This is a genomic window from Rhodoferax sp. GW821-FHT07F03, from assembly GCF_059418745.1.
Genome location: NZ_JBWKQM010000013.1, coordinates 184,181 through 206,781 on the forward strand (window position 1 = coordinate 184,181; position 22,601 = coordinate 206,781).

Consider the following 22,601-nt stretch of genomic DNA (forward strand, 5'->3'; position numbering starts at 1 on the left):
CGTTCCTCGCCGCCCGCCAAACCGTCATACAGCCGACGTACACTTGTAACAATGTGCTAATTTGTATACAGAACTGGGGCGACGTGGGGTACAACGCGTCAGGGGTCAAGACGAGGATGTGAATCAATGCTAGAGCGGGAGATGTTCCACGCGCGGGTCATCCAGGTGCTACGCGACAGCCGGGTGTTCGGCTCGCTGCGCGAAGCCACGCTCAACGCGTTGGCCGCCGGGCTGCAGCAGCAGGATGTGCGCGGCGGCAACCTGGTGCTGGAAGAGGGCGCACCTGCGGACAGCATGCTCTTCGTGGTGACCGGGCGGCTGCGGGTGTCACGCCGCAATGTGGATGGCAGCGTGTTGCTCTACAACGAAATTCGTTCCGGCGAGAGCGTGGGCGAAGTCGGCTTGATCCTGGGCCAGCCACGGACGGGAGATGTGACAGCGGTGCGCGACTCCACCCTGGCGGTGCTCAGCCGGGCCCATTTTGAAGCGCTGCTGGTCCAGTATCCGCTGGAGTTGAACCGCGTCTTTACCCAGGTGATTTTTGACCATTTGCGGCACACCGCGCAGCACGCCAAGCGGCACCAGGCCCAGGCTTTCGTGGTGGTTCCGCTGTCCGGCGGCGCGGCCGCCACCGAAGTGGCTCGGGCGCTGATGGCGGCGCTGGCCCACATGGGCACGGTCCAGTACATAGGTCCGCATGCTGTGCATCCATTGCCTGGCGCCCAGACGGATGTGCACAAACACCATTTCGACGTGCTGGAGGACCAGTTCGACTTTCTGGTGTACGAGGCCGACACCAGCCCATCGGCCTGGACGCGGCAGGCTTTTCGGCAGGCCGACCAGATGATTTTTGTGGCCTCGGCGGGTAGCCCGCTGGAGCTGAACGCGCTGGAGCAAAGCTTGGCCGCGGAACCCGGCTTTGCCATGAAGCGCCAGCATTTGGTGCTGCTGCATCCGGCCCAGGCCGTGTGGCCCGAGGCCCGTCGCCCCTGGCGCGCCGGCCGGTCGCTGGAGCGCGTCTACCCGGTGCGCAGCGGCCATGCCGCTGACTATGCGCGCCTGGCTCGCTTTCTGACAGGGCGCGCGGTAGGTGTGGTGCTGGGCGGCGGCGGGGCCCGTGGCTTTGCACATTTAGGGGTGCTGCGTGCTCTGCACGAGGCGCAGATTCCGGTGGACGTGGTGGGGGGCAACAGCATGGGCGCGCTGATTGGCGCCCAGTACGCCTGCGGTCTGCCGCTGGAGCAGATCCGCGATCAGACCCGCAAGTTTGCCGAAGGCGGCGAGCGGCTGACCTTGCCGGTGATCTCGCTGGTGTCGGGCCAGCGCGTGGCCCGCGACCTGCGTCTGATGTTTGGCGACACCCAGATCGACGCGTTGTGGACACCGTATTTCGCTGCCGCCTGCAACCTCACCACGGCCCGCACCACGGTGCAGGAAAGCGGGCCGCTGTGGCGTGCCGTGCTGGCCAGCAACTCGCCCGCCGGCCTGTTCCCACCCGTGGTGCACCAGGGCGAGCTGTTGGTAGATGGTGCCATCCTGGAGAACGTGCCTGTGGAGGCCATGCGCATGCGCCTGGGCACGCCGCTGGAGCGCCGCAACGGCAACGGCACCATCATCGCCATCGACGTGGATGTGCGGCAGGACATGGGCGTGGACGTTGCGCTCAATCGCTTGTCCGTGCGGCAGACCGTCAAGGGTTATTTCTCGCGCGGTGCACGGGCTACGCCAGGTATTGCCGACATCCTTTACCGCGCCGGGCACATCGGGGGGCTGAACCAGCGCAGCGCCACCGTGGCCCAGGCCGACCATTACCTGGAGCCGCCGGTGGCCGATTTCCCCATGATGGCCTACCGTCGAGCCGATGAGATTGCCGAGCTGGGTTACCGCTACGCTGTGGAGCAGATCGCGCAATGGACACCGTGAGCGCTGCGGGTTTGCATGAAGACCTGGACCTCTCCCTGAGCCAGCGCGAGGTCTGGTTGGACCAGGCCACCTGGGCTGGCAGCGCGCATCTGAACATCGGCGGTTGCTGCTACCTGGTGGGGCCGCTGGACCTGCATCGTTTCCAAGCCGCGTTGGCCCTGCTGGTGCAGGAAAACGAGGCCCTGCGCCTGGCGCCCATGGCCGACGGCAGCCAGAAGCTGCTGAGCACCGTGGCCGTGAACCTGGACCTGGTGAATCTGTCCACCGAGGCCGACCCCAAGGACGCCATGCGCACCTGGTGGCAGCAGCGCATGGCCGTGCCCTTTGTGCTGGATGGCACGCCGCCCTGGCGCTTCGTGCTGCTGCGCGGCAGCGACGTGCTGCACGGCTTGTTGATCCAGTTCCACCACCTAGTGATGGACGGCTGGGGCACCACCCAGGTTGGCAAACGCTGGAGCGAGATCTACAACGCGTTGGAAGCCGGCGAAGTGCCCAGCCCGAAGCTGGTACCGGGCTACACCCAATTTATCGAAGAATCGCATGCCTACCGCCAGTCGCCGGCCTTTGAGCGCGATGCTGCGTATTGGCAGTCGCAGATACCGGTGCTGCCCCAGCCCTTGATAGAACGGCGCTATGCCAGCAACCGCCAGCAGGAGCTGCCGCGCGCCCATATCGGCCTGCAGCGCCTGGCGCGCGCGGACTACGAGCAACTTTGCCAGGTGGCCGCAGAGCGCGGCTCCAGCGCTTTCAATTATTTCCTGGCAGCGCTGGTGTTGTACTTTGCGCGCATCGCCAACCGCCAGGAAGTGGTGGTGGGCGTGCCCAGCCTGAACAGGGGCGGACGGCGCTTCAGCGACACCCTGGGCATGTTTGTCGGCGTGATGCCGGTGGTTGTCAGTCTGACACCCGATATGACGCTGGAAGGACTGTTGGCTGCCGCGGGCAGTGCCATGCGTTCCGCGCTGCGCCATCCGCGCTATCCCCTGAGCGAGCTGGGCCGTACCCTGGAGATGGCGCGCCATCGGCGCGATGGCCTGTTCGACCTGCTGCTGTCTTTCGAGCGGCAGGACTATGCCGTGTCGTTTGGCCAGGCCAAGGTGGTGGAGTCGCGCCAGCTGTTCTCCGGCGTGGCGCGCTTCCCCCTGGGTGTGACGGTGTGCGAGTTTGACCCTGACCAGGATGTGGAGCTGGCGCTGGAAGCCAGCGACGCCTGCTTTGCCGCTGGCGAGGTGGAGCTGCTGGGGCGCCGTATCCTGAACCTGGTGCAGGCCGCTATCGACACGCCCCAGGCTTCGGTGTACAGCGTGCCCTTGCTGCCGCCGCAAGAGCGCTGGGCGCTGATTGATGGCCTGCACAAGGACGTGGCCTCCATGGCCGTGGTCGAGCCCTTTATTGCCCAGTTTGTCCAGCACGCGGGCCTGCGGCCCGACGCCAATGCCCTGGTCTGGGATGGTGGCGAGATGGACTACGCCACGCTGGACCAGGTGTCCACCCATCTGGCCTGGCGCCTGTTGGCCTGCGGTGCAGGCAAGGACCAGATCGTGGCCATGGCCATGGAGCGTTCCGCTGATATGGTGGTGGCCTTGCTGGCTGTGGCCAAGGCCGGCGCTGCCTTTTTGCCGCTGGACCCGGATGCCCCGTTGGTCCGTCTGGCTGGCATTCTGGAGGAGAGTACCGCCATCGCCTTGCTGATACAGCCCGCGCTGGCCCAACGTCTGGGCGGCCTGCATGGCTGCACGCTGCAAGTCGATTGGCAGCAGGCGCAGGCCGCATTGGCCCAGCAGCCGGTGCCGCGCCTCACGGTCAGGCCGGCTGCGGATGATCTGGCCTATGTGTTGTTCACCTCGGGCTCCACGGGGCGGCCCAAGGGCGTGATGATCGAGCACAGCACGCTGGCGCGCCGCCTGGGCTGGCTGTCGCGGGCCTACGCGGTGGAGTGGCATGACCGTTCGGCCCAGGCCACGCAGGTCACTTTCGACCCTTCGCTGATCGAGCTATTGCTGCCTCTGGTGCACGGCGCCAGCATTGCGCTGCCGCCACCCGGGCGCTTGCTGCCAGAGACCCTGGCCGACTTTGCGGTCAAGCATGGCGTCACCATCATGGCCTTTGTGCCCAGCACGCTCAGCCGGTTTCTGGACTCTGCGGGCCACCGCAAGGGCCTGAAGCTGCGTGTTGCCTGCTGTGGTGGCGAGGTGCTGTCGCCCGAGCTGGCCCAGCGTTTCCTGAAGGAGACCGGGGGCCGGCTGTACAACGTTTACGGGCCCACCGAAACCGCGATTTTTGCCACCGCCTGGGAGTGCGAAAACCACCGCCTGGACACGGCCCTGCCCATAGGCCGGCCCATAGATGACACCCGCATCTATGTGCTGGACCACGACTTGCTGCCCGCGCCCATGGGCGTGCCCGGTGAAGTCTTCATTGGCGGCAACGCGATTGCACGCGGCTACCTGAACCGCCCGGACCTGGATGCCCAGGTCTTTCTGCCCGACCCCTTTGTGCCCGGCCAGCGCATGTACCGCACCGGCGACCGGGGCTGGCTGGGCGGTGACGGCAATCTGCATTTCCTGGGGCGCATGGACCGACAGATCAAGCTGCGCGGCTACCGCATCGAACTGGGCGAAATCGAATCCGCCTTGTCTGCCGTTGAAGGCGTGCTGCAGGCTGCGGCCAAGCTGGTAGAGCGCAAGGGCCGGCCGCAGATCCATGCCTGGGTAGCGATGGTGGCCGGTGGTGCCCACGCCACACCCGACAGCCTGCAGGCCGCGCTGCGCGTGCGCTTGCCCGACTACATGATCCCTAGCGGCATCACGCTGCTGCCCGGCTTGCCCGCCAGTACCGTGGGCAAGATCGACTACGACGCGCTGCCCGAACCCTGGTTCCACAACGGTGGTGGTGCAGCCCGTGCGCCCAGCCGCAAATACGAGCCCGAGTTGCTGGCCCTGTGGGAAGAGCTGCTGGATGTGCACCCCCTGGGCGTGCATGACAACTTCTTCGACCTGGGCGGCGACTCTCTGGCCGCGGTGAGCATGCTGACCGGTATCGAAAAGCTGCTGGGCCGCAAGATACCCATGTACCTCATCACCGAACATCCCACCGTGGAAAGCCTGGCCGCAGCCTTGTTGCAGCAGGCGGGCGATCCGCACGTGATGCGCAACCTGGGCGCCGACACCGGGCGCGTCCCGCTGTATCTGGCCGTCTCCGGCCACGGCGACCTAATGCGTTTCCAGAGCCTGGCGCGGGCTCTGGGCAATGCCTGTGACGTGCACATGCTGCAGCCGCCGCTGGACAAACCCATTACCGAAATCCACGAGCTGGCCGAGCTGTATGCCGACTGCGTGCAGGCCCATGGCAAGCGACCCGGCTTTGTGGCCGGCTTCTCGGTAGGTGGCATCGCGGCGCTGGAAACCGCACGCCTGCTGCGCCAACGCGAAGTGCCCTTGCGCGGGCTGTTCCTGATCGACACCGCCTACCCGGCCTCGCGCCTGGGCGGCACCGCGTTCTGGCGTTTGTGCAGCTGGCTGGTGCGGCGCCTGCATGTGCAGGAGCTGAGCCTGAACGGGCGGCGCATGGGCGCCATGTTCAACGACCCCGGCCTGGTCAGCCAGGTGATGGCGCTCAAGGGCTACCGGCCCTCGGGTTTTGACGGACCCACGTTGCTGCTCAAGTCCTCCGGCCTGTCCAGCTGGGGGCGCTGGCTGTTCGCGCCCTGGCGCCGGCTCATGCCCAAGCATTTGTACGAGCAGCAGATTCCGGGCTTGCACGGTTCCATCTTTGAGCACGGCAACATCAGCGACCTGGCCCAGGCCATTACCGAACGCATGGACGTGATACCTTGAGCTCTTCCTTGCGTTGGCGTGTGGCGGGCCTGGTGTTGGCGCTGCTGGCTCTGGTCGGCCTGGCCGTGGCCTGGAGCGCTTCGCCCCTGCGCGCCTGGCTGGACGCCGACCGCATCGTGGCGGCGCTGCGCCAGTTGGGCCAGTCCTATGGTCCGGCGGCGGCGGTGGGGGGCTTTGCACTGGCCAGTACGCTGGCGGTGCCGGTCACATTCCTGATGCTGGTGACCATGGTCGCCTTCGGGCCCTGGGCCGGCATGGGCTGCACCCTGGCCGGGGCCTTGCTGGGGGCTGCTGCCAGCTACAGCCTGGGCTGGTTTCTGGGGCGCGAGGTGCTGCAGCGCCTGGGCGGTGAGCGCGTCAACGCCGTCAGCCGCAGCCTGGCCGAACGCGGCTTGCTGGCCGTGGTGCTGGTGCGCATCGTGCCGGTGGCGCCATTTGCCATCGTCAACATGGTGGCCGGTGCTTCGCATATCCGGCTGCGTGACATGCTGCTGGGCACTGGCCTGGGCATATTGCCCAGCACGGTGGTCATGGCCTTCTTCGTGGACCGCATCGTGGCCGCGCTGCGTGCGCCGGGCCCGCTGACGGTTGTGCTGGGTCTGCTGACGGTGGCGCTGATGGCGGCGGGCGCTTGGGCACTGCGCCGTTGGCTGCGCAAGGCCGCATCGACTGCCGTGGCTCCAAATAAACCGCACACCCGTTCTTAATCACCTATTCTTGTTCCATGTCTGCCCGTAGCTTTCGTTCGTCCGGTAACCGCAAACGCGTGCGCCAGGCCTTGCGCAAGGCATTCGCTTTGTTTCCCCGGGCGATCCGGTTTTCGGTTTACCGCTCATTCGTGGATTGCGACCCAAACCCCGACGCCCGGCTGGTGTTGAAGATCGCCGAAACCCAGGACGAGCTGGAGGCCTGCTTCCGCCTGCTGCACGACGCCTATGTGGACAGTGGCTTCATGCAGCCCCAGCCCTCGGGCCTGCGCGCCACCATCTACCACGCCCTGCCCACGACCACAACGCTATGCGCACTGTTCGATGGCGAGGTGGTGGGCACCATCTCGCTGATCCGCCAGAGCAGCTTTGGCTTTCCGATGCAGTCGGTGTTCGATCTGGCGCATATCCATGCCGAGCGCGGCCGTATCGCCGAAATCTCGGCCCTGGCGGTGCACCCGAAGTTCCGCAAGACTGGGGGCTCCATCCTGTTTCCGCTGATGAAGTTCATGTACCAGTACTGCACCAGCTACTTCGACACCACCCACGTGGTGATCGCAGTGAACCCGAACCGGATCGAGATGTACGAGTCGCTGCTATTCTTCCAGCGGCTCAAGAGCCATGTGGTGCAGCACTACGACTTTGCCAACGGCGCACCGGCCATAGGCGCCTATCTGAACCTGCGTTCCGCGCTGCAGACCTTCAAGAAAATCTACGCGGGCAAGCCGCGCCGCAAGGACCTGTACTCTTACTTTGTGAAGAGCCGGCTGCCCAACATCGTCTGGCCCACGCGCCGCTACTTCACCACCAACGACCCGGTCATGACGCCGGCCATGCTGGATTACTTCTTCAACCAGCGCACCCAGGTGTTCCGCGACCTCAGCGGGCGTGAAAAAGCCCAGTTGGCCGCCATCTACAACCTGCCTCAGTACCAGCCCGTGCTGCCCACCGTGCCCTGGCCCGAAGTCATGGTGATCGAGGTCGGGCCGCACCAGCGCTATTCCGTCAAATGCCATGGCCAGCTGGCCGTGGCGCTGGACGGCACGCCCCAAACCGTGGACCTGCAGCTGGTGGAGCTGTACGAAGAAGGCTTCCAGGCCTATGCCAAGACCCGGGTGCCGCTGCAGGTCTGGGCCGAGGTTTACATCCAGCTGGGCAGCAGCGAGACCTCGGCCCTGCGCGTCATGGCCACGCGCCGCGAGGCGCAGGGCGATCTGTTCGCCTACAGTTTTACCCTGGCCGAGCCCGACCTGGCCTGGCGCAAATTCGCCGCTGTGTTGCAAGCTGGCGCAGTGGGCAAGGACCTGGACAACGCCAGCGTTTTTCTGCTCGACCAATACAGCGCCGACCGCGTCCCCACCATCCCCCACGGCCTGAGCGCGCTGGACGACCCGGACAGTGACATCTCAGGCTAGTACGCCACGCCAGGCGTTAAAGTCCCCGCATGATGTGGATCGATACGCACTGCCATCTGGATGCCCCGGAATTTGGACCAAACCATGCGCTAGCGCTGGATTTACGTGCGCAGGCAGCTATTGAAAATGTAGCGATGTGCGTGTTGCAGGGCGTCATGGCCAGCAACTTCGACACGGTGCGGCTGCTGGCGCAGCAGACCGGAGACGCCTATGCGTTGGGCATCCACCCGCTGTTTGTGCCGCGTGCCCAGGAGGACGACCTGGACCGGCTGGAGCAGGCGCTGGCCGCACACCGCGACGACCCGCGCCTGGTGGCGGTGGGCGAGATCGGGCTGGACCTGTTTGTGCCCGCGCTGCTGGAGCCGGCGATGCTGGCGCGCCAGCAGCACTTTTACCGGGCCCAGCTCAAGCTGGCCAGGAAGTTCGACTTGCCGGTGATCCTGCATGTGCGGCGCAGTGCCGACCTGGTGCTCAAGCATTTGCGCGCGGTGGCCGGGCCGGGCCCGCTGGGCGGCAGCTGGCAGGGCATTGCCCATGCGTTCAACGGCAGCGCGCAGCAGGCCCAGTCCTTCATCGACCTGGGCTTCAAGCTGGGTTTTGGCGGCGCCATGACCTTTGAGCCGGCCAAGCAGCTGCGCCGCCTGGCTTCCACCTTGCCGCTGGAGGCCCTGGTGTTGGAAACCGATGCACCTGACATTCCGCCGTACTGGCTGTACACCACGGCCGCCCAGCGCGCTGCGGGCCAGGCGCAGGGCATCAACTCCCCGCTGGAGCTGCCGCGCATTGGCGCGGTGCTGGCCGATTTGCGCGGCCTGCCGGTGGACGCGGTGGCGGCGGCCACCACCCGCAACGCGCTGGACGCCTTGCTCCGGCTGCGCGCGCTGGTGGCCGCATGATGCGCCTGGTCGGCCTGCCGCCGCTGGTGGCGGCCAACACGCGCCTGCTGATCCTGGGCAGCTTCCCCGGGGCGGCCTCGCTTGCAGCACAGCAGTACTACGGCCATCCGCAAAACAAGTTCTGGCGCATACTTGCAGCCATTTATGGCGCTAGCGCAGAAGATATCTGTGCGAGTAGCTATGAAAAACGTAGCGCTTGGATGTTGTCCAAGGGCGTGGGCCTGTGGGATGTGTACGCCAGCTGCGAGCGCGTGGGTAGCCTGGATGCAAAGATTCGCAATGCCGAGGTAAATGACTTCGCCGGCCTGCGACTGCGCTGTCCGGCGCTGCAGGCTGTCGCGCACAATGGCGCCGAGAGTTTTCGCCACGCCGCGCAGATCCAGGCCCTGGGCCTGCCGGTGCTGAAATTGCCGTCCACCAGCCCGGCGAATGCCAGCTGGAGCTTTGAGCGCAAGCTGGCGGCCTGGCGTGAAGTATTTGAACAATTTGGAATGGATATCTGATGGCCCGTAAATCTGCCGCGGCAAGTGCCGCCGCACTGCCCGAAGTCAACTTTAGCGACTACGGTGATGTGCGCACCCTGCACCTGGGCACCGAGTGGGTCCAGGGCTCGATGCTGCTGGACGCCCCCTTTGATATCGAGCTGGAATACGTGCGCCGCATGATGGCCTGGCTGCTGTTCGTGCCCGCCAGCAGCGTGGCCAAGCGCCGCGCCATGCAGCTGGGCCTGGGGGCCGGTACGCTGACCAAGTTCTGCCGCAAGAAGCTGCGCATGGACACCACAGCGGTAGAGCTGAACCCGCAGGTGCTATCGGCCTGCCGCTTCTGGTTCAAGCTGCCGCCAGACGACGAGCGCCTGCGCGTGGTGCTGGGCGACGCGGCGCTGAAGATCCAGAACAGCGACTGGGCCGGCACCATAGATGCGCTGCAGGTCGACCTGTACGACCAGGACGCCGCCGCCCCGGTGCTGGACAGCGCCGACTTCTACGCCGACTGCCGCAAGCTGCTAACCGAAGAGGGTTGCATGACGGTCAACCTGTTTGGCGAAGACTCCAGCTACCCGCAGAGCGTGGCCAAGATCACCGAAGCCTTTGGCGCCGACGCGGTGTGGGCCTTCAAACCCACCAAGGACGGCAACACCATCGTGCTGGCCCAGCGCACGCCCAGCCGCCCCAGCCAGGCTGAGCTGCTGGAACGCGCCGAAGCCATCCAGACCCGCTGGGGCCTGGCAGCCGCCAAGTGGCTGAAGATATTCAAGCCTGTACAAGCCTGAGGTAAGCACTGCCATGAAAGCTGCCGGACCCACTCTCGCTAAAACCCCGTACGCTGGCCCGGTGCACTGGCGCTTGCTGGTGCAGTGGCTGGCCGAGGACGGGGTGATTTCGCCCACCGAGCAGCAGCGCACCATTGCCCGCTGCTCGCAGGCCGAAAGCGCCCAGCCCGCCCTGGTACGTCTGGCCAGTGTGGCCATGCAGCGCGCCAGCGACGGCAAGCCGCTGGACATCGAATCCTTGACGCAGTGGCTGGCCGGCCGTGCTGGTCTGCAGTACCTGCGCATCGACCCCCTGAAGGTCGAGGTGGGCAAGGTGGCCGACACCATGAGCGCCGTGTATGCCGAGCGCCACAAGGTGCTGCCGGTGCAGGTCACCACGTCTGAAGTGGTGGTGGCCACCAGCGAGCCCTTCCTGACCGACTGGGTCAGCGAGGTAGAGCGCCAGTCGCGCCGCAGCGTGCGCCGCGTGGTGGCCAGCCCGCTGGAGATACACCGCTACACGGCCGAGTTCTTCGCGCTGGCCAAGTCCGTCAAGGCGGTGCAAAAGGCCGGCGGCAATATCGGCGCCGGCAGCTTCGAGCAGCTGGTGGAACTGGGCAAGACCAATAAGCAGCTGGACGCCAACGACCAGAGCGTGGTGCAGGTGGTGGACTGGCTGTGGCAGTACGCCTTCAATCAGCGCGCCAGCGACATCCACCTGGAGCCTCGCCGCGAGCAGGGCGTGATCCGCTTCCGCATCGATGGCGTGCTGCACCCGGTCTACCAAATGCCGATGACGGTGATGAACGCCATGGTGGCCCGCATCAAGCTGCTGGGCCGCATGGACGTGGTGGAAAAGCGCCGCCCGCTGGACGGCCGCATCAAGACCCGCAACCCGCGCGGCGACGAGGTGGAAATGCGCTTGTCCACCCTGCCCACCGCCTTTGGCGAGAAGATGGTGATGCGGATTTTTGACCCCGACACCGCGGTGAAAGACCTGGACGCCTTGGGCTTCACCCCGCACGATGCGCAACGCTGGGAGGCGCTGGTGAAACGCCCGCACGGCATCATCCTGGTGACCGGCCCCACCGGTTCGGGCAAGACCACTACGCTGTACTCCACCCTGAAGCGCGTGGCTACCGAGGAGGTGAACGTCAGCACGGTGGAAGACCCGATCGAAATGATCGAGCCCAGCTTCAACCAGACCCAGGTGCAGCCGCAGCTCGACTTCGGCTTCACCGAAGGCCTGCGCGCGCTGATGCGGCAGGACCCGGACATCATCATGGTCGGCGAAATCCGCGACCTGGCCACGGCCGAAATGGCGGTACAGGCGGCGCTGACCGGCCACTTGGTGTTCTCCACCCTGCACACCAACGACGCACCCTCCGCCATCACCCGCATGATGGAACTGGGCGTGCCTGCTTATCTGCTGAACGCCACCGTGCTGGGGGTGCTGGCCCAGCGCCTGGTGCGTACCCTGTGCAAACAGTGCCGGGCCCCCGACGAGGTGCTGGCCCGCGAGACCCTGGGCGCGGCCATCAAGCCCTGGAAGATCAATACCGAATACACGCCCTACAAACCGGTGGGCTGCGTGGACTGCCGCATGACCGGCTTCATGGGCCGCATGGGCGTGTACGAGCTGCTCACCGTGTCCGAGGCCTTCAAGGCCCAGGTCAACCAGGGCCCCAGCATCGACGCGCTGCGCCGCCAGGGCGTGGCCGACGGTATGCGCCCGCTGCGCCTGGCCGGCGCGCTGCGTGTGGCCGAGGGCCTGACCACGCTTGACGAGGTGCTGTCCGCCACACCGCCGCTGGACTGATGGCTGCGGGGTTTCGGCCTAGGGAGAACCCGCTCGATGAGGCCGGGGGCGTGCCAACATAATCGCGCCACCGTTGTTTTCGTGGCGCCTGGGAGGGCGGGACATGCAAATAAAAAGCCAGAAAGACTTCTTCTCGGGCCTGATGTTCATGGGCCTGGGCGGTGCCTTTGCCTGGGGTGCCACCACCTACACAGTGGGCACGGCGACGGGCATGGGGCCGGGCTACTTCCCGCTGCTGCTGGGCCTGTTGATGCTGTTGCTGGGCCTGCTGATCACCTTCAAGTCTCTCGTCACCGAGACCGAAGATGGCGGCCGGATGGGCCGCTGGGCCTGGCGCCCTCTGTTGTGCGTCCTGGTGGCCAACGCAGCGTTTGGCATGTTGCTGGCGGGCTTGCCGGCCATAGGTTTGCCACCCATGGGCTTGGTGGTGGCGGTGTTTGTGCTGGTCTTCGTGGCCTCGCTGGCGGCCAAGGGCTGTGCGTTACGCGCTGCGCTGGCACTGGCCGCTGCCCTGGCACTGGGCAGCTACCTTGTCTGTATTCCCTTGCTGAAGCTGCAGATACAGGTCTGGCCGGCATTTATGGCCGGCTAAGGCCAAAGCTAAGGTTAAAGGGCGGGCATGGATGTGTTGCATAACCTGGCGCTGGGCTTGGGCGTGGCGTTTGCGCCGGCCAATCTGTTGTATGCGCTGGCAGGCTGCACCTTGGGGATGTTGATCGGGCTTGTGCCCGGCATCGGCCCGGTGGCTGCCATCGCCATGCTGCTGCCAGCTACCTACGGCTTGCCACCCTTGTCTGCGTTGACCATGCTGGTCTGCATCTACTGCGGCACCCGGTATGGAGGCGCCACTTTCGCCATTCTGGCGCGTCTGCCGGCTGAAGCCGTGCCCGTGGTGACGGCTCTCGACGGCTACCAGATGGCCCGCCAGGGCCGCGCCGGGCCGGCACTGGTGGCCTCGGTGCTGGGGGCATTGTTCGCGGGCTCGGTGGGTGCCGTGGTACTGGCTGCATTGGCTGCGCCGTTGGCCGCGCTGGCTCTGCAGTGGGGCCCGGTGGAGTTTTTTTCGTTGATGGTGCTGGGTCTGGTCGGTGCGGTGGTGCTGGCCTCGGGTTCGCTGTTGAAGGCCATGGCTATGGCCGTCCTGGGCCTGTTGCTGGGCTTGGTGGGGAAGGATGGAGTTTCGGGCGTGCCACGATTCAGTTTCAATATCCCGGAACTGACGGACGGTATCGATTGCGTGGCTATCGCCATGGGCGTGTTTGTCTACGCCGAAGCTATCGCCCAACTGACCCGGCCCGATGGTGACCGCCAGGTGCTGAGCCCCAAGCTCGGTGGCCTGCTGCCCACCCGGCAGGACATGAAAGACATGGCCGCCGCCATATGGCGCGGTAGCTTCCTGGGTTTGGTGGTTGGCATGCTGCCGGGGGGCGGCGCGCTGCGGGCCGCGTTCACCAGCTACGCCATGGAAAAGCGCAGGCACCAGCAGACCGGCGACATCGCAATGGAAATCGCACTCGGCAAGGGCAATATCCGTGGTGTGGCCGGCCCCGAGGCGGCCTACCACGCGGGTGCGCAGACCGCGTTCCTTCCGCTGCTGGCCCTGGGTATTCCGTCCAATGCCGTGTTGGCACTGCTGGTGGGCGCCATGGCCCGCTACCACGTCCAACCCGGCCCGCAGGCGATGGTGGCTCAGCCCGAGCTGTTATGGGGCTTGGTGGCCTCGCTGTGGCTTGCCCACGGGATACTGGTGGCGCTGAACCTGCCACTGGTAGGCATAGGCATCTGGAGCCGGCTGCTGAAGCTGCCTTACCCTTGGGTGTTCCCGGGCATCGTGTTGCTGTGCGCGCTCGGGGTCTACACCACCAGCCACCAGGTGTTTGGTGTTTGGCTGGTGGCGGGCCTGGGTGCCGTCGGCTATCTGTTCCACAAGCTGGGCTGCGAGCCCGCGCCGCTGCTGCTGGGCGTGGTGCTGGGGCCGGGCATGGAGGCCCATTTGCGCAACGCGCTGCAGCAGTCGGGCGGTGACTGGAGCATCTTCGTCACCCGGGGCCTGTCGGCTGGGCTGCTGACCGTGGCGGCACTGATGGTGCTCATCGTGCTGGTGCAGGCGGTGCGCCGCAAGCGTGAAGATGCGTTTGTCGAGGACTGAGCCAAGCTGCATTTCTGCCGGAGGTGACACGTGTCTGCGTCACAATCAGTTCCAACCATGGCATCTTCTACCCACCCTTCGCAACATCCGCAACGCACGGCGCTGCACAACGAAATCCACGCCCGGCCGCCCGAGGCCATGGCGGCGCCGCTGGCCATCTCCCATGTGGTGATGGTTTGTGACGCCGTGGGGCGGGAGGCCAGCCGCGCCCATGTGGCGGCCTTGCTGCGCGACCACCACCTGGCCCAGCCCGACGCCCAGTCCACGCATATCCGCATGGACGTGGGGCCGTTCCGGCTGCGCTGGGAAATGCATACCGAGTTTGTTACCTACACCTTTATGCGCGCCCTGGAGCCCGACACGGCCGGCACGCAGGTGTTTGGCCGCGACCCCGTGACCGCCGCGCAGGCTGTGCCGCAGGATTGGTTTGCCGCCTTGCCCGGTCAGTGCCTGGTGAGCCTGCATCTGTGGGCCTTGCCTGCGCCCATGGTGCAGGGCGGTGACGCGCTGGTGCGGCAGGTGTTGTTCGAGGACTCGCTGGTGGCCTCCAGTGTGGCCGGCGGGCATGCCAAGGTGTACACCGACTTCGCCATCCATGCCGACGGCTTTTCGCGCATCGTGCTGCTGGCCGGTGGCGCGGCGCAGGCCGAGGCGGCGGGCGTCGAGTCCCTGTCGCCGCGCCGCCTGGGCCGCCTGGTGCAGCGCCTGCTGGAGATTGAAACCTACCGCATGGCCGCGCTGCTGGGCCTGCCCGCTGCCCGCGAGGCCGCCGACGTGCTGGCTTTTGCCGAGCGGGAGCTGGCATCCCTGGCTGAAGCCATACGCAGCGCCAACCGCGACGATGAGCCCCAGCTGCTGGACCGCCTGACCCGGCTGGCCGGCCAGGTGGAGAGCCAGTACGCCGCCACGCATTCGCGCTTTTCGGCCAGCGCGGCGTATTTCGAGCTGGTGGATAAACGCATTACCGACATCAACGAGTCGCGGCTGGCCGGCATGCAGACCATCCGCGAATTCATGGACCGCCGCCTGACGCCTGCGCGCAGCACCTGCGAGTGGGCCACGCGGCGGCAGGACGCGCTGTCGCAGCGCGTGTCGCGCATGAGCAATCTGCTGCGCACGCGGGTGGAGATCGAGCAGCAGCAAAGCAGCCAGGCGCTGCTGACCACCATGAACACGCGCCAAGGCCTGCAGCTGCAGATGCAGGCCACGGTGGAGGGCCTGTCGGTGGCGGCCATCACCTACTACATCGTCGGCCTGGTCAGCTATATGGCCAAGGGTGCGCACGCCATAGGCTGGCCCTGGAGCCCCGAGAGCACGGCCGCCGTGGCGATCCCGCTGGTGGCCGGCGGTGTATGGTGGTCGCTGCGGCGGTTGCACCATCGCATGTTCGGCAAGCAGCACGCTTAATCCCGTGCCCAGTGCGGGCTATGTGCTTGCAAATAAAATAAGCCTCCAGCGCTTATATCTTCTGCACCAGTGGCTACAAAAAACATAGCAACCGGCCTGTTACTCGCACTTGTCGGCTCGATTGCCTTCAGCGGCAAGGCCATCATCGTCAAGCTGGCCTACCGCTACGGCGTGGACGCCGTCACCCTCATCATGTACCGCATGCTGTTTGCGCTGCCCATCTTCGCCGTCATGGCCTGGTGGTCCAGCCGGGGCAAGCCGCGCTTAAGCGCGCGCGACTGGTGGGGTGTGCTGGGCCTGGGTGTGACCGGCTACTACCTGGCCAGCTACCTGGACTTTGCCGGCCTGGGCTATATCAGCGCCTCGCTGGAGCGGCTGATCCTGTACACCAACCCCACGTTGGTGGTGCTGCTGGGCTGGCTGCTGTACCGCAAGCCCATCACCCGGCTGCAGGTGCTGGGCATGGCCGTGTGCTACGGCGGCGTGGTGCTGGTGTTTGGCCACGAGATCAATCTGCAAGGGGCGAACGCCGGCCTGGGCGCCTTGCTGGTGTTTGGCAGCGCCATCAGCTATGCCGTCTACCTGGTCTACAGCGGCCAGATGGTGCAGCGCGTGGGCTCGCTGCGCCTGGTCGGGCTGGCGACCACGGTGGCCTGCCTGTGCTGCCTGCTGCAGTTTGTGCTGTTGCGGCCCATGTCCGCCGCGCTGGTGGCACCCGAGGTGCTGTGGCTGTCGGTGCTGAACGCCACCGCCTGCACCGCCGCCCCGGTGCTGATGGTGATGATGGCCATCGAGCGCCTGGGCGCTGGTCTCGCCGCCCAGGTGGGCATGGTGGGGCCGATGTCCACCATTCTCATGGGCGTTTTCATCCTGGGCGAGCCCTTCACCGGCTTTGTGGCGGCCGGCACGGTGCTGGTGATGGCGGGGATTTATGTGTTTACCCGCAAGGCGGCCTGACCGGGCTTGCAACGCAAAAAAGGAGCGAATATGGATTTGGGAATCGCGGGCCGTTGGGCCTTGGTATGCGGGGCCAGCAAAGGCCTGGGCCTGGGCTGTGCGCAGGCCTTGGCACGCGAGGGTGTGAACGTGCTGATGGTGGCCCGTGGTGCACCGGCGCTGCAGGCGGCTGCTGCGGATTTGATAGCTTCTTGCGCAGGTAAATCAAGCGCTAGCGTGCTATTTTGTGCTGCAGATATCACCACGCCGGAAGGCCGGGCGGCGGTATTCGCCATGCGCCAGGATTTCGACATCGTGGTCACCAATGCTGGAGGGCCGCCCACGGGCGACTTCCGCAACTGGGACCGCGAGGCCTGGATCAAGGCGGTGGACGCAAACATGCTGACCCCCATCGAACTCATCAAGACCACGGTGGACGGCATGGCGGCGCGTGGCTTTGGCCGCATCGTCAACATCACCAGCAGCGCGGTGAAGTCGCCCATCGATGTGCTGGGCCTGAGCAATGGCGCGCGCAGCGGTTTGACCGGTTTTATCGCTGGCCTGGCGCGCAGCCCGCTTGCCGGGCAGGGTGTCACCATCAATAACCTGCTGCCGGGGGCATTCGATACCGACCGTCTGCGCGGCAATATGCAGGGCGCGGCCGACAAGCTGGGGCAGAGCCTTGACGTGGTGGCCGACGCCCGGCGCAAGACCATTCCCGCCCAGCGATTCGGTACGCCCGAGGAGTTTGGCGCGATCTGCGCCTTCTTGTGCAGTGCGCAGGCCGGCTACATCACCGGCCAGAACGTGCTGGCCGATGGTGGCGCGTACCCCGGCACCTTCTAGCTTAGGCCGCGTTCTGCAGGGCTTCCAGGGCCTGGGTGATGTCATCCAGGCTGGCGCCTTCGGCGGGCTGCAGGCCGCCCAGGCTGGCAATGCCTTCGGCCTGTAAGCGGGCAATCGCCTGGCCTGCGTCCTTGGGCGCGTCGAAGCCGGCGCTTTCCAGCAGCAGGCGACCGTGGGCATCGACCAGCTTGAAGTGGAATTTGCCGGTGGTTTCACGGTACTGCTTGAACACCGGCAGCGCTGCCTTAGCGGCCTTGGCCGATTTTTGCGTGGCCTGGGCGCGCAGATTGCGCAAGCCCACCGCATGGCGCAGCTGGGCGATGAAGGGCGTGGCGATCTTGCGGGCCTTGATGGCACCGGCCTGCAAGATGTCTTCCACCTCGCCGGGGTTGTCCATGTAGCGCTGGTAGGCATCGCGCATGGGCGCGACTTCCTGGTCGATGCGCTCGAACAGTATTTGCTTGGCGTCGCCCCAGGCGATGCCGTCGGCATAGGCCTGGCGCAAGGCGGCGGTCTCGGCCTCGCTGGCAAAAGCCTGGTAGATCTGGAACAGGGCCGAGCCTTCGGTGTCCTTGGCCTCACCCGGCGCGCGCGAGTCGGTCAGGATGCCGGCAATCAGCTTGCGCAGCTGGGCCTTGGGGGTGAACAGCGGAATCGTGTTGTCGTAGCTCTTGCTCATCTTGCGGCCATCCAGGCCGGGCAGGGTGGCAACGGATTCTTCGATCAGCGCCTCGGGCAGCACGAACTGCTCGCCATAGGTGTGGTTGAAGCGTTGGGCGATGTCGCGCGCCATCTCGATGTGCTGCACCTGGTCGCGGCCTACCGGTACCTTGTGGGCGTTGAAGAGCACGATGTCGGCGGCCATCAGCACCGGGTACATGAACAGGCCTGCGCTGATGTCGGCGTCCGGGTCGGCAAGTGCTGCCAGGTTTTTGTCCACCGAGGCCTTGTAGGCATGGGCGCGGTTGAGCATGCCCTTGGCACTCATGCAGGTGAGTATCCAGCTGAGTTCGGGGATTTCCGGGATATCGGACTGGCGGTAGAAGGCCACGCGGTTCGGGTCCAGCCCTGCGGCCAGCCAGCTGGCGGCAATCTCCAGCGTGCTGCGCTGGATGCGCGCCGGGTCGTCGATCTTGATCAGCGCGTGGTAGTCGGCCAGGAAGTAAAAGCTTTCCACACCCGGCGCCAGGCTGGCGCGTACCGAGGGACGGATCGAGCCGACGTAATTACCCAGGTGGGGCGTGCCCGAGGTGGTGATGCCGGTGAGAACGCGAGAAGAAGTCATGGCGGGAGGAGTATCAATTGATGAGAAGGGCCAGGGGGCTCAGCATGAGGCCCAGCACGAAATCGGTGATGGCTTTGACGGGTGCCAGCCAGAAGGTGTCCAGAATGTGCGTGGTGATCAGCAACATCACGATGATGAAGCCCCAGGGCTCCACCCGCGATACGGCGACCGCCTGGCGGTAGGGCAGCAGGCCCACCAGGATGCGGCCACCGTCCAGCGGCGGCAGCGGGAACAGGTTAAAGGCGAACATAACTACGTTCACGGTCAGACCGGCGCGGCACATCTGCAGAAAGAAACGCTCGTTGATGTTGGCACCAATCAGCAGGTACAGCAGCACGCCCCACAGCAAGGCTTGTACAAAGTTGGCAGCCGGGCCGGCCAGGGCCACCCAGATCATGTCCTTTTTGGGGTTGCGCAGCTTGCCGAAGTTGACCGGCACCGGCTTGGCGTAGCCAAACAGAAAGGCGCCCGAGGTCAGGAAGTACAGCACCAGTGGCATGGCGATGGTGCCAATCGGGTCAATGTGCTTGAGCGGGTTCAGCGTGATGCGGCCCAGCCGGTGGGCGGTGTTGTCGCCATAGTGGTGAGCGACGTAGCCGTGGGCTGCCTCGTGCACGGTGATGGCAAACAGCACCGGCAGGGCGTAGATGAGGATGGTCTGTATCAGGTTGGCGATATCCACGGGGAGGGTCTCGGTGAAAGGTGGGTTTACAGGCCGATGGCGGACAAGTCGCCGCGGCCCTGGCGTACCAATACAGGTTCACCTCCGTGACCCATCTCGGTCAAATCGATGACCGTGGTGGGCTCCAGGGGGCAGGCGCCGGCGTCGAGCACGGCGGCAATCTGGTGTTCGAACAAATCGCGTATGGCATGCGCGTCGTTCAGCGGATCGGTCTCGCCGGGCGGTATCAGTGTGGTGGCCAGCAGTGGCGCGCCATGCAGTTCCAGCAGGCTCTGCAAGGTCTTGTGCTCTGGCACGCGCAGGCCAATCGTCTTGCGCGACGGGTGGCTCAGGCGGCGTGGCACTTCCTTGCTGGCTTCCAGGATGAAGGTGTAGGGACCGGGCGTGGCGGCTTTCAGCAGTCGGTACTGCTTGTTGTCCACGCGGGCGTAGTTCGCCAGCTCGCTCAGGTCGCGGCACAACAAGGTCAGGTGGTGCTTGTCGTCCACACCGCGGGTGCGGCGCAGCAGATCGGCAGCGGCCTTGTCGTCCAGATGGCAGACGAGGGCGTAGCTGGAGTCGGTGGGTACGGCCACCAGCTTGCCTTGTGCCAGCAGCGCAACTGTCTGCTTGAGTAGCCGGGGCTGGGGGTTGTCGGGGTGGATTTCAAAGTACTGGGCCATGGGGTGATTATCAGGATTCGGTAGGTTGTACCTGAATGCGGCGTTCTTGCACGGTCAGCCAGGCGCCGCCAGCGCCACAAATGGCGATCAGCACAATGCCCAGAGTCGCCCAGGTATCGGGCAGGTGTGAGAAGACCAGCCAGCTCGCCAGCATGGCGAAACCGATTTGACCGTACAGAAAGGGCGTCAGTGTGGCCGCTGGGGTGCGTGCGTAGGCAAGTATCAGCAGAAAGTGGCCGGCCGTACCCATCAGTCCCATCAGCAGCATTCCGCCCCAGAGCTGCCAATCATGCACCTGTACCCAGACAAACGGCAGCGGTATGGAGGCCAGCACGGTGCCAATCCAGCCGGTGTAGAAATGCATGGTGAAAGGGTCTTCTGTCTTGGCCAGTCGGCTGGTCAACACCTGGAACCAGGCGTTGGCCGCCACCAGGCCCAGTGGCAGCAGGGTGGTCCACCTGAAGGCGTCACCACCGGGACGAATGATGATCAGCGTGCCCACGAAACCACCGGCGACCAGCAGCCAGCGTGTTGGAGATACGGCTTCCCCCAGCAATGCTGCCACAAAGGTGATCACCAGCGGAGTGATCATCACGATGGCGGTGAACTCACCAACCGGCATGTAACGCAGGCTAAAAAAAGAGAACAAGCTTGTCGTCAGCAGCAGTACACCGCGCAGGCACTGGAACTTGGGATGGGCTGTTTTCAGCAGCGCCCAGCCCCGTACGGGCAGCATGGTGATGGTGGTGACCGAGGCCTGGAAGAAATAGCGAAACCACAGCGTCATCAGCAGAGGCACGCTGGCATTGGTCCATTTGGCCGTGGTATCGAGTGTGGCAAAGCACGCCACCGCAACGGTGACCAGCGCAATACCGGTCAACGCAGAGGCTGGACGGCTCACTGGATGCGGTCCGCGAGCAGGTCCCAGACGGGTGTCAGATTGCCGGACAAATAGGGCAGAGTGCCCAGGTCGGTATGGCTTTCGTCGGGGCTGTGGAAGTCACTGCCGCGCGAAGCCGCCAGACCGAACTCTCTGGCCACATCGGCGTATTCCACATATTCGGCCACGGTATGGCTACCTGTGACGACTTCGACCGCCTGGCCGCCGTGGGCCTTGAATTCGCTGAACAGCGCGTATTCTTCGTTGGCAGTGAATTTGTAGCGACCAGGGTGGGCGATCACGGCCACGCCGCCGGTCTGGGTGATCCATTGCACTGCGTCTTTCAGTGCTGCCCAGCGGTGGGGTACGTAGCCAGGTTTGCCTTCGGTCAGGTAACGGCGGAACACTTCGTAGGTATCGCTGCAGACACCGGACTCCACCAGGAAGCGGGCGAAGTGGGTGCGCGAGATCAAGGCCGGGTTGCCGACAAATTTCAGTGCCCCTTCGTAGGCGCCGGGGATGCCTGCCGCCGCCAGGCTTGCTGCCATTTCCATAGCGCGTGGGCCACGGCCACCGCGCGTGGCGCCGAGTCCGTCTTGCATGATCGGGCTGTTAGCGTCAAACCCCAGTCCAACGATGTGTACCGTTTCACCAGCAAAAGTGACCGAGATTTCAACCCCGGTCAGGTATTTCATGCCATGGGCCTTGGCGGCCGCAGCGGCCCGGGCCTGACCGCCGATTTCGTCGTGGTCAGTGAGCGCCCACAATTCCACGCCGTTGGCGCTGGCGCGTGCTGCCAACTGCTCCGGCGTCAGAGTACCGTCGGAAACCACGGAGTGGCAGTGGAGGTCAGCGTTGAGTATGGATGTCACGGTCTGATTTTAGGCCCTAGCGCTTCCCCTGGTCCGCGCGGTGGCTATTGGGTGGGAATGCAGGCGGGCATAAAAAAACCCGCTGGGTAAGAGCGGGTTTCGGGGCAAAGAGCCAGGCTGGATTACTTCAGCTTGATTTCTTTGTATTCCACATGCTTGCGAGCCTTGGGATCAAACTTGCTGATCAACATTTTCTCGGGCATGGTTTTCTTGTTTTTGGTCGTGGTGTAGAAGTGACCAGTACCAGCTGTGGATTCCAGCTTGATTTTTTCGCGTCCGCCTTTGGTTGCCATGATTCAGCTCCTTATGCTTGGCCACGTGCGCGCAGATCGGCGAGCACAGAGTCGATACCGTTTTTGTCGATCAAACGCAGACCGGCATTGGAAATGCGCAGACGCACCCAACGGTTTTCGGTTTCGACCCAGAAGCGGCGGTATTGCAGGTTCGGCAGGAACCGACGTTTGGTTTTGTTGTTGGCGTGGGAGACGTTGTTCCCAACCATCGGGCCTTTGCCCGTTACTTCGCATACGCGTGCCATGAGGACACTCCAATTTTGTGCAGTGGTGTGCGTTCTAAGCTTGCCACTGCAATTAACGGCTAATCGCCGCACCTCGCCACCTGCTTGAAGTGGCGGTAAAAGTCATTTACCGGCGATATTGTTCCCATTAAAACTAATTAAAACGGGCGCGCCAAATCCAGTAAAGCCTATGATTATAGCGTCTTGATTTGAGTTTGTCTTCTGCGACTGTTTCAGTGCCCTTGCGCCTGTCGCGCGCGGTTCCTGGTGCTCTTCTGTGCCAGGACGATTCAGGGGCCGCAACAATCTACCAGGTAGGTGCCGGCAAACCACACCAGCACACCGCAAAACACCACGGCCAAGGCGCATACGGCCAGCAGGCGGCCAAACCTTGGCTGAATTTCTTTGCGGGGAGGGGGTTGGTTCATGGCGCGGTCTTTCTAAGAACCTGTTCAAAATCTTTTGAGCAGCAGAGCCAGGAATGCTAAATGAATGAACTGCAAGGTGGTGTTCAAAA

Annotated in this window: 21 protein-coding genes; 13 read left to right on the plus strand and 8 right to left on the minus strand. The window is 64.8% G+C overall.

All coding sequences use genetic code 11. The features are described 5' to 3' along the window. Positions 1 to 141 precede the first annotated feature (141 nt). The 13 genes from AC07R0_RS20585 (at position 142) to AC07R0_RS20645 (ending at position 17,186) form a co-directional block, all read left to right on the plus strand. Positions 142 to 1,923: a patatin-like phospholipase family protein gene (locus AC07R0_RS20585; RefSeq protein ID WP_495106235.1), complete on the plus strand. Its 1,782-nt coding sequence runs from the start codon at positions 142 to 144 to the stop codon at positions 1,921 to 1,923. Then, positions 1,911 to 5,759, plus strand: coding sequence for a non-ribosomal peptide synthetase (locus AC07R0_RS20590; protein WP_495106236.1), 3,849 nt, complete (start codon positions 1,911 to 1,913; stop codon positions 5,757 to 5,759). Before AC07R0_RS20585 ends, AC07R0_RS20590 begins: the two co-directional genes overlap by 13 nt. Continuing rightward, positions 5,756 to 6,466, plus strand: a complete 711-nt coding sequence (locus tag AC07R0_RS20595; RefSeq protein WP_495106237.1) for a TVP38/TMEM64 family protein — start codon at positions 5,756 to 5,758, stop codon at positions 6,464 to 6,466. The genes AC07R0_RS20590 and AC07R0_RS20595 overlap by 4 nt, the downstream gene beginning before the upstream one ends. A 17-nt stretch (positions 6,467 to 6,483) precedes the next feature. Beyond that, positions 6,484 to 7,881 (plus strand): GNAT family N-acetyltransferase, encoded by a 1,398-nt coding sequence (locus tag AC07R0_RS20600; protein ID WP_495106238.1) that lies wholly within the window; start codon positions 6,484 to 6,486, stop codon positions 7,879 to 7,881. A gap of 29 nt (positions 7,882 to 7,910) precedes the next feature. Then, positions 7,911 to 8,777: a TatD family hydrolase gene (locus AC07R0_RS20605; RefSeq protein WP_495106239.1), complete on the plus strand. Its 867-nt coding sequence runs from the start codon at positions 7,911 to 7,913 to the stop codon at positions 8,775 to 8,777. Further along, positions 8,774 to 9,280, plus strand: coding sequence for a DNA-deoxyinosine glycosylase (locus AC07R0_RS20610; protein ID WP_495106240.1), 507 nt, complete (start codon positions 8,774 to 8,776; stop codon positions 9,278 to 9,280). The genes AC07R0_RS20605 and AC07R0_RS20610 overlap by 4 nt, the downstream gene beginning before the upstream one ends. Next, positions 9,280 to 10,050, plus strand: coding sequence for a class I SAM-dependent methyltransferase (locus AC07R0_RS20615; protein WP_495075279.1), 771 nt, complete (start codon positions 9,280 to 9,282; stop codon positions 10,048 to 10,050). Before AC07R0_RS20610 ends, AC07R0_RS20615 begins: the two co-directional genes overlap by 1 nt. 13 nt (positions 10,051 to 10,063) lie before the next feature. Next, a complete protein-coding gene (tfpB, locus tag AC07R0_RS20620; RefSeq protein WP_495106241.1) occupies positions 10,064 to 11,848 on the plus strand; it encodes a type IV pilus assembly ATPase TfpB in 1,785 nt (594 codons plus the stop codon). A 103-nt stretch (positions 11,849 to 11,951) separates the two neighbouring features. Then, positions 11,952 to 12,440 carry a tripartite tricarboxylate transporter TctB family protein gene (locus AC07R0_RS20625; protein ID WP_495106242.1) on the plus strand — a complete coding sequence of 163 codons (489 nt, stop codon included), beginning with the start codon at positions 11,952 to 11,954 and terminating at the stop codon, positions 12,438 to 12,440. A gap of 27 nt (positions 12,441 to 12,467) precedes the next feature. After that, positions 12,468 to 13,997, plus strand: a complete 1,530-nt coding sequence (locus AC07R0_RS20630; protein WP_495106243.1) for a tripartite tricarboxylate transporter permease — start codon at positions 12,468 to 12,470, stop codon at positions 13,995 to 13,997. A gap of 57 nt (positions 13,998 to 14,054) precedes the next feature. Then, positions 14,055 to 15,404: a DUF3422 family protein gene (locus AC07R0_RS20635; RefSeq protein ID WP_495106244.1), complete on the plus strand. Its 1,350-nt coding sequence runs from the start codon at positions 14,055 to 14,057 to the stop codon at positions 15,402 to 15,404. Positions 15,405 to 15,473: 69 nt separating this feature from the next. Next, positions 15,474 to 16,361 (plus strand): DMT family transporter, encoded by an 888-nt coding sequence (locus AC07R0_RS20640; RefSeq protein WP_495106245.1) that lies wholly within the window; start codon positions 15,474 to 15,476, stop codon positions 16,359 to 16,361. Positions 16,362 to 16,391: 30 nt separating this feature from the next. Continuing rightward, positions 16,392 to 17,186: an SDR family oxidoreductase gene (locus tag AC07R0_RS20645; RefSeq protein ID WP_495075284.1), complete on the plus strand. Its 795-nt coding sequence runs from the start codon at positions 16,392 to 16,394 to the stop codon at positions 17,184 to 17,186. Between the two features lies 1 nt (position 17,187). Here the strand turns inward: AC07R0_RS20645 and AC07R0_RS20650 are convergent, their stop codons facing one another. From AC07R0_RS20650 to AC07R0_RS20685, 8 genes are all read right to left on the minus strand, one after another. Then, positions 17,188 to 18,471 (minus strand): tryptophan--tRNA ligase, encoded by a 1,284-nt coding sequence (locus AC07R0_RS20650; RefSeq protein WP_495106246.1) that lies wholly within the window; start codon positions 18,469 to 18,471, stop codon positions 17,188 to 17,190. Positions 18,472 to 18,484: 13 nt separating this feature from the next. After that, positions 18,485 to 19,153: a site-2 protease family protein gene (locus tag AC07R0_RS20655; protein ID WP_495106247.1), complete on the minus strand. Its 669-nt coding sequence runs from the start codon at positions 19,151 to 19,153 to the stop codon at positions 18,485 to 18,487. Between the two features lie 26 nt (positions 19,154 to 19,179). Beyond that, complete coding sequence (locus AC07R0_RS20660) at positions 19,180 to 19,815, minus strand: L-threonylcarbamoyladenylate synthase (RefSeq protein WP_495075287.1); 636 nt, start codon at positions 19,813 to 19,815, stop codon at positions 19,180 to 19,182. Positions 19,816 to 19,825: 10 nt separating this feature from the next. Further along, positions 19,826 to 20,716 carry a DMT family transporter gene (locus tag AC07R0_RS20665; protein WP_495097428.1) on the minus strand — a complete coding sequence of 297 codons (891 nt, stop codon included), beginning with the start codon at positions 20,714 to 20,716 and terminating at the stop codon, positions 19,826 to 19,828. After that, positions 20,713 to 21,567 carry a 3',5'-nucleoside bisphosphate phosphatase gene (locus tag AC07R0_RS20670; protein ID WP_495097429.1) on the minus strand — a complete coding sequence of 285 codons (855 nt, stop codon included), beginning with the start codon at positions 21,565 to 21,567 and terminating at the stop codon, positions 20,713 to 20,715. The genes AC07R0_RS20665 and AC07R0_RS20670 overlap by 4 nt, the downstream gene beginning before the upstream one ends. A 122-nt stretch (positions 21,568 to 21,689) precedes the next feature. Continuing rightward, on the minus strand, positions 21,690 to 21,860 hold the full coding sequence (gene rpmG / locus AC07R0_RS20675) for a 50S ribosomal protein L33 (protein ID WP_495075290.1): 171 nt from the start codon (positions 21,858 to 21,860) through the stop codon (positions 21,690 to 21,692). A gap of 11 nt (positions 21,861 to 21,871) precedes the next feature. Then, on the minus strand, positions 21,872 to 22,105 hold the full coding sequence (rpmB, locus tag AC07R0_RS20680; RefSeq protein WP_272548698.1) for a 50S ribosomal protein L28: 234 nt from the start codon (positions 22,103 to 22,105) through the stop codon (positions 21,872 to 21,874). A 269-nt stretch (positions 22,106 to 22,374) separates the two neighbouring features. Continuing rightward, positions 22,375 to 22,512, minus strand: coding sequence for a hypothetical protein (locus AC07R0_RS20685; protein WP_495097430.1), 138 nt, complete (start codon positions 22,510 to 22,512; stop codon positions 22,375 to 22,377). Positions 22,513 to 22,601: the final 89 nt, after the last annotated feature.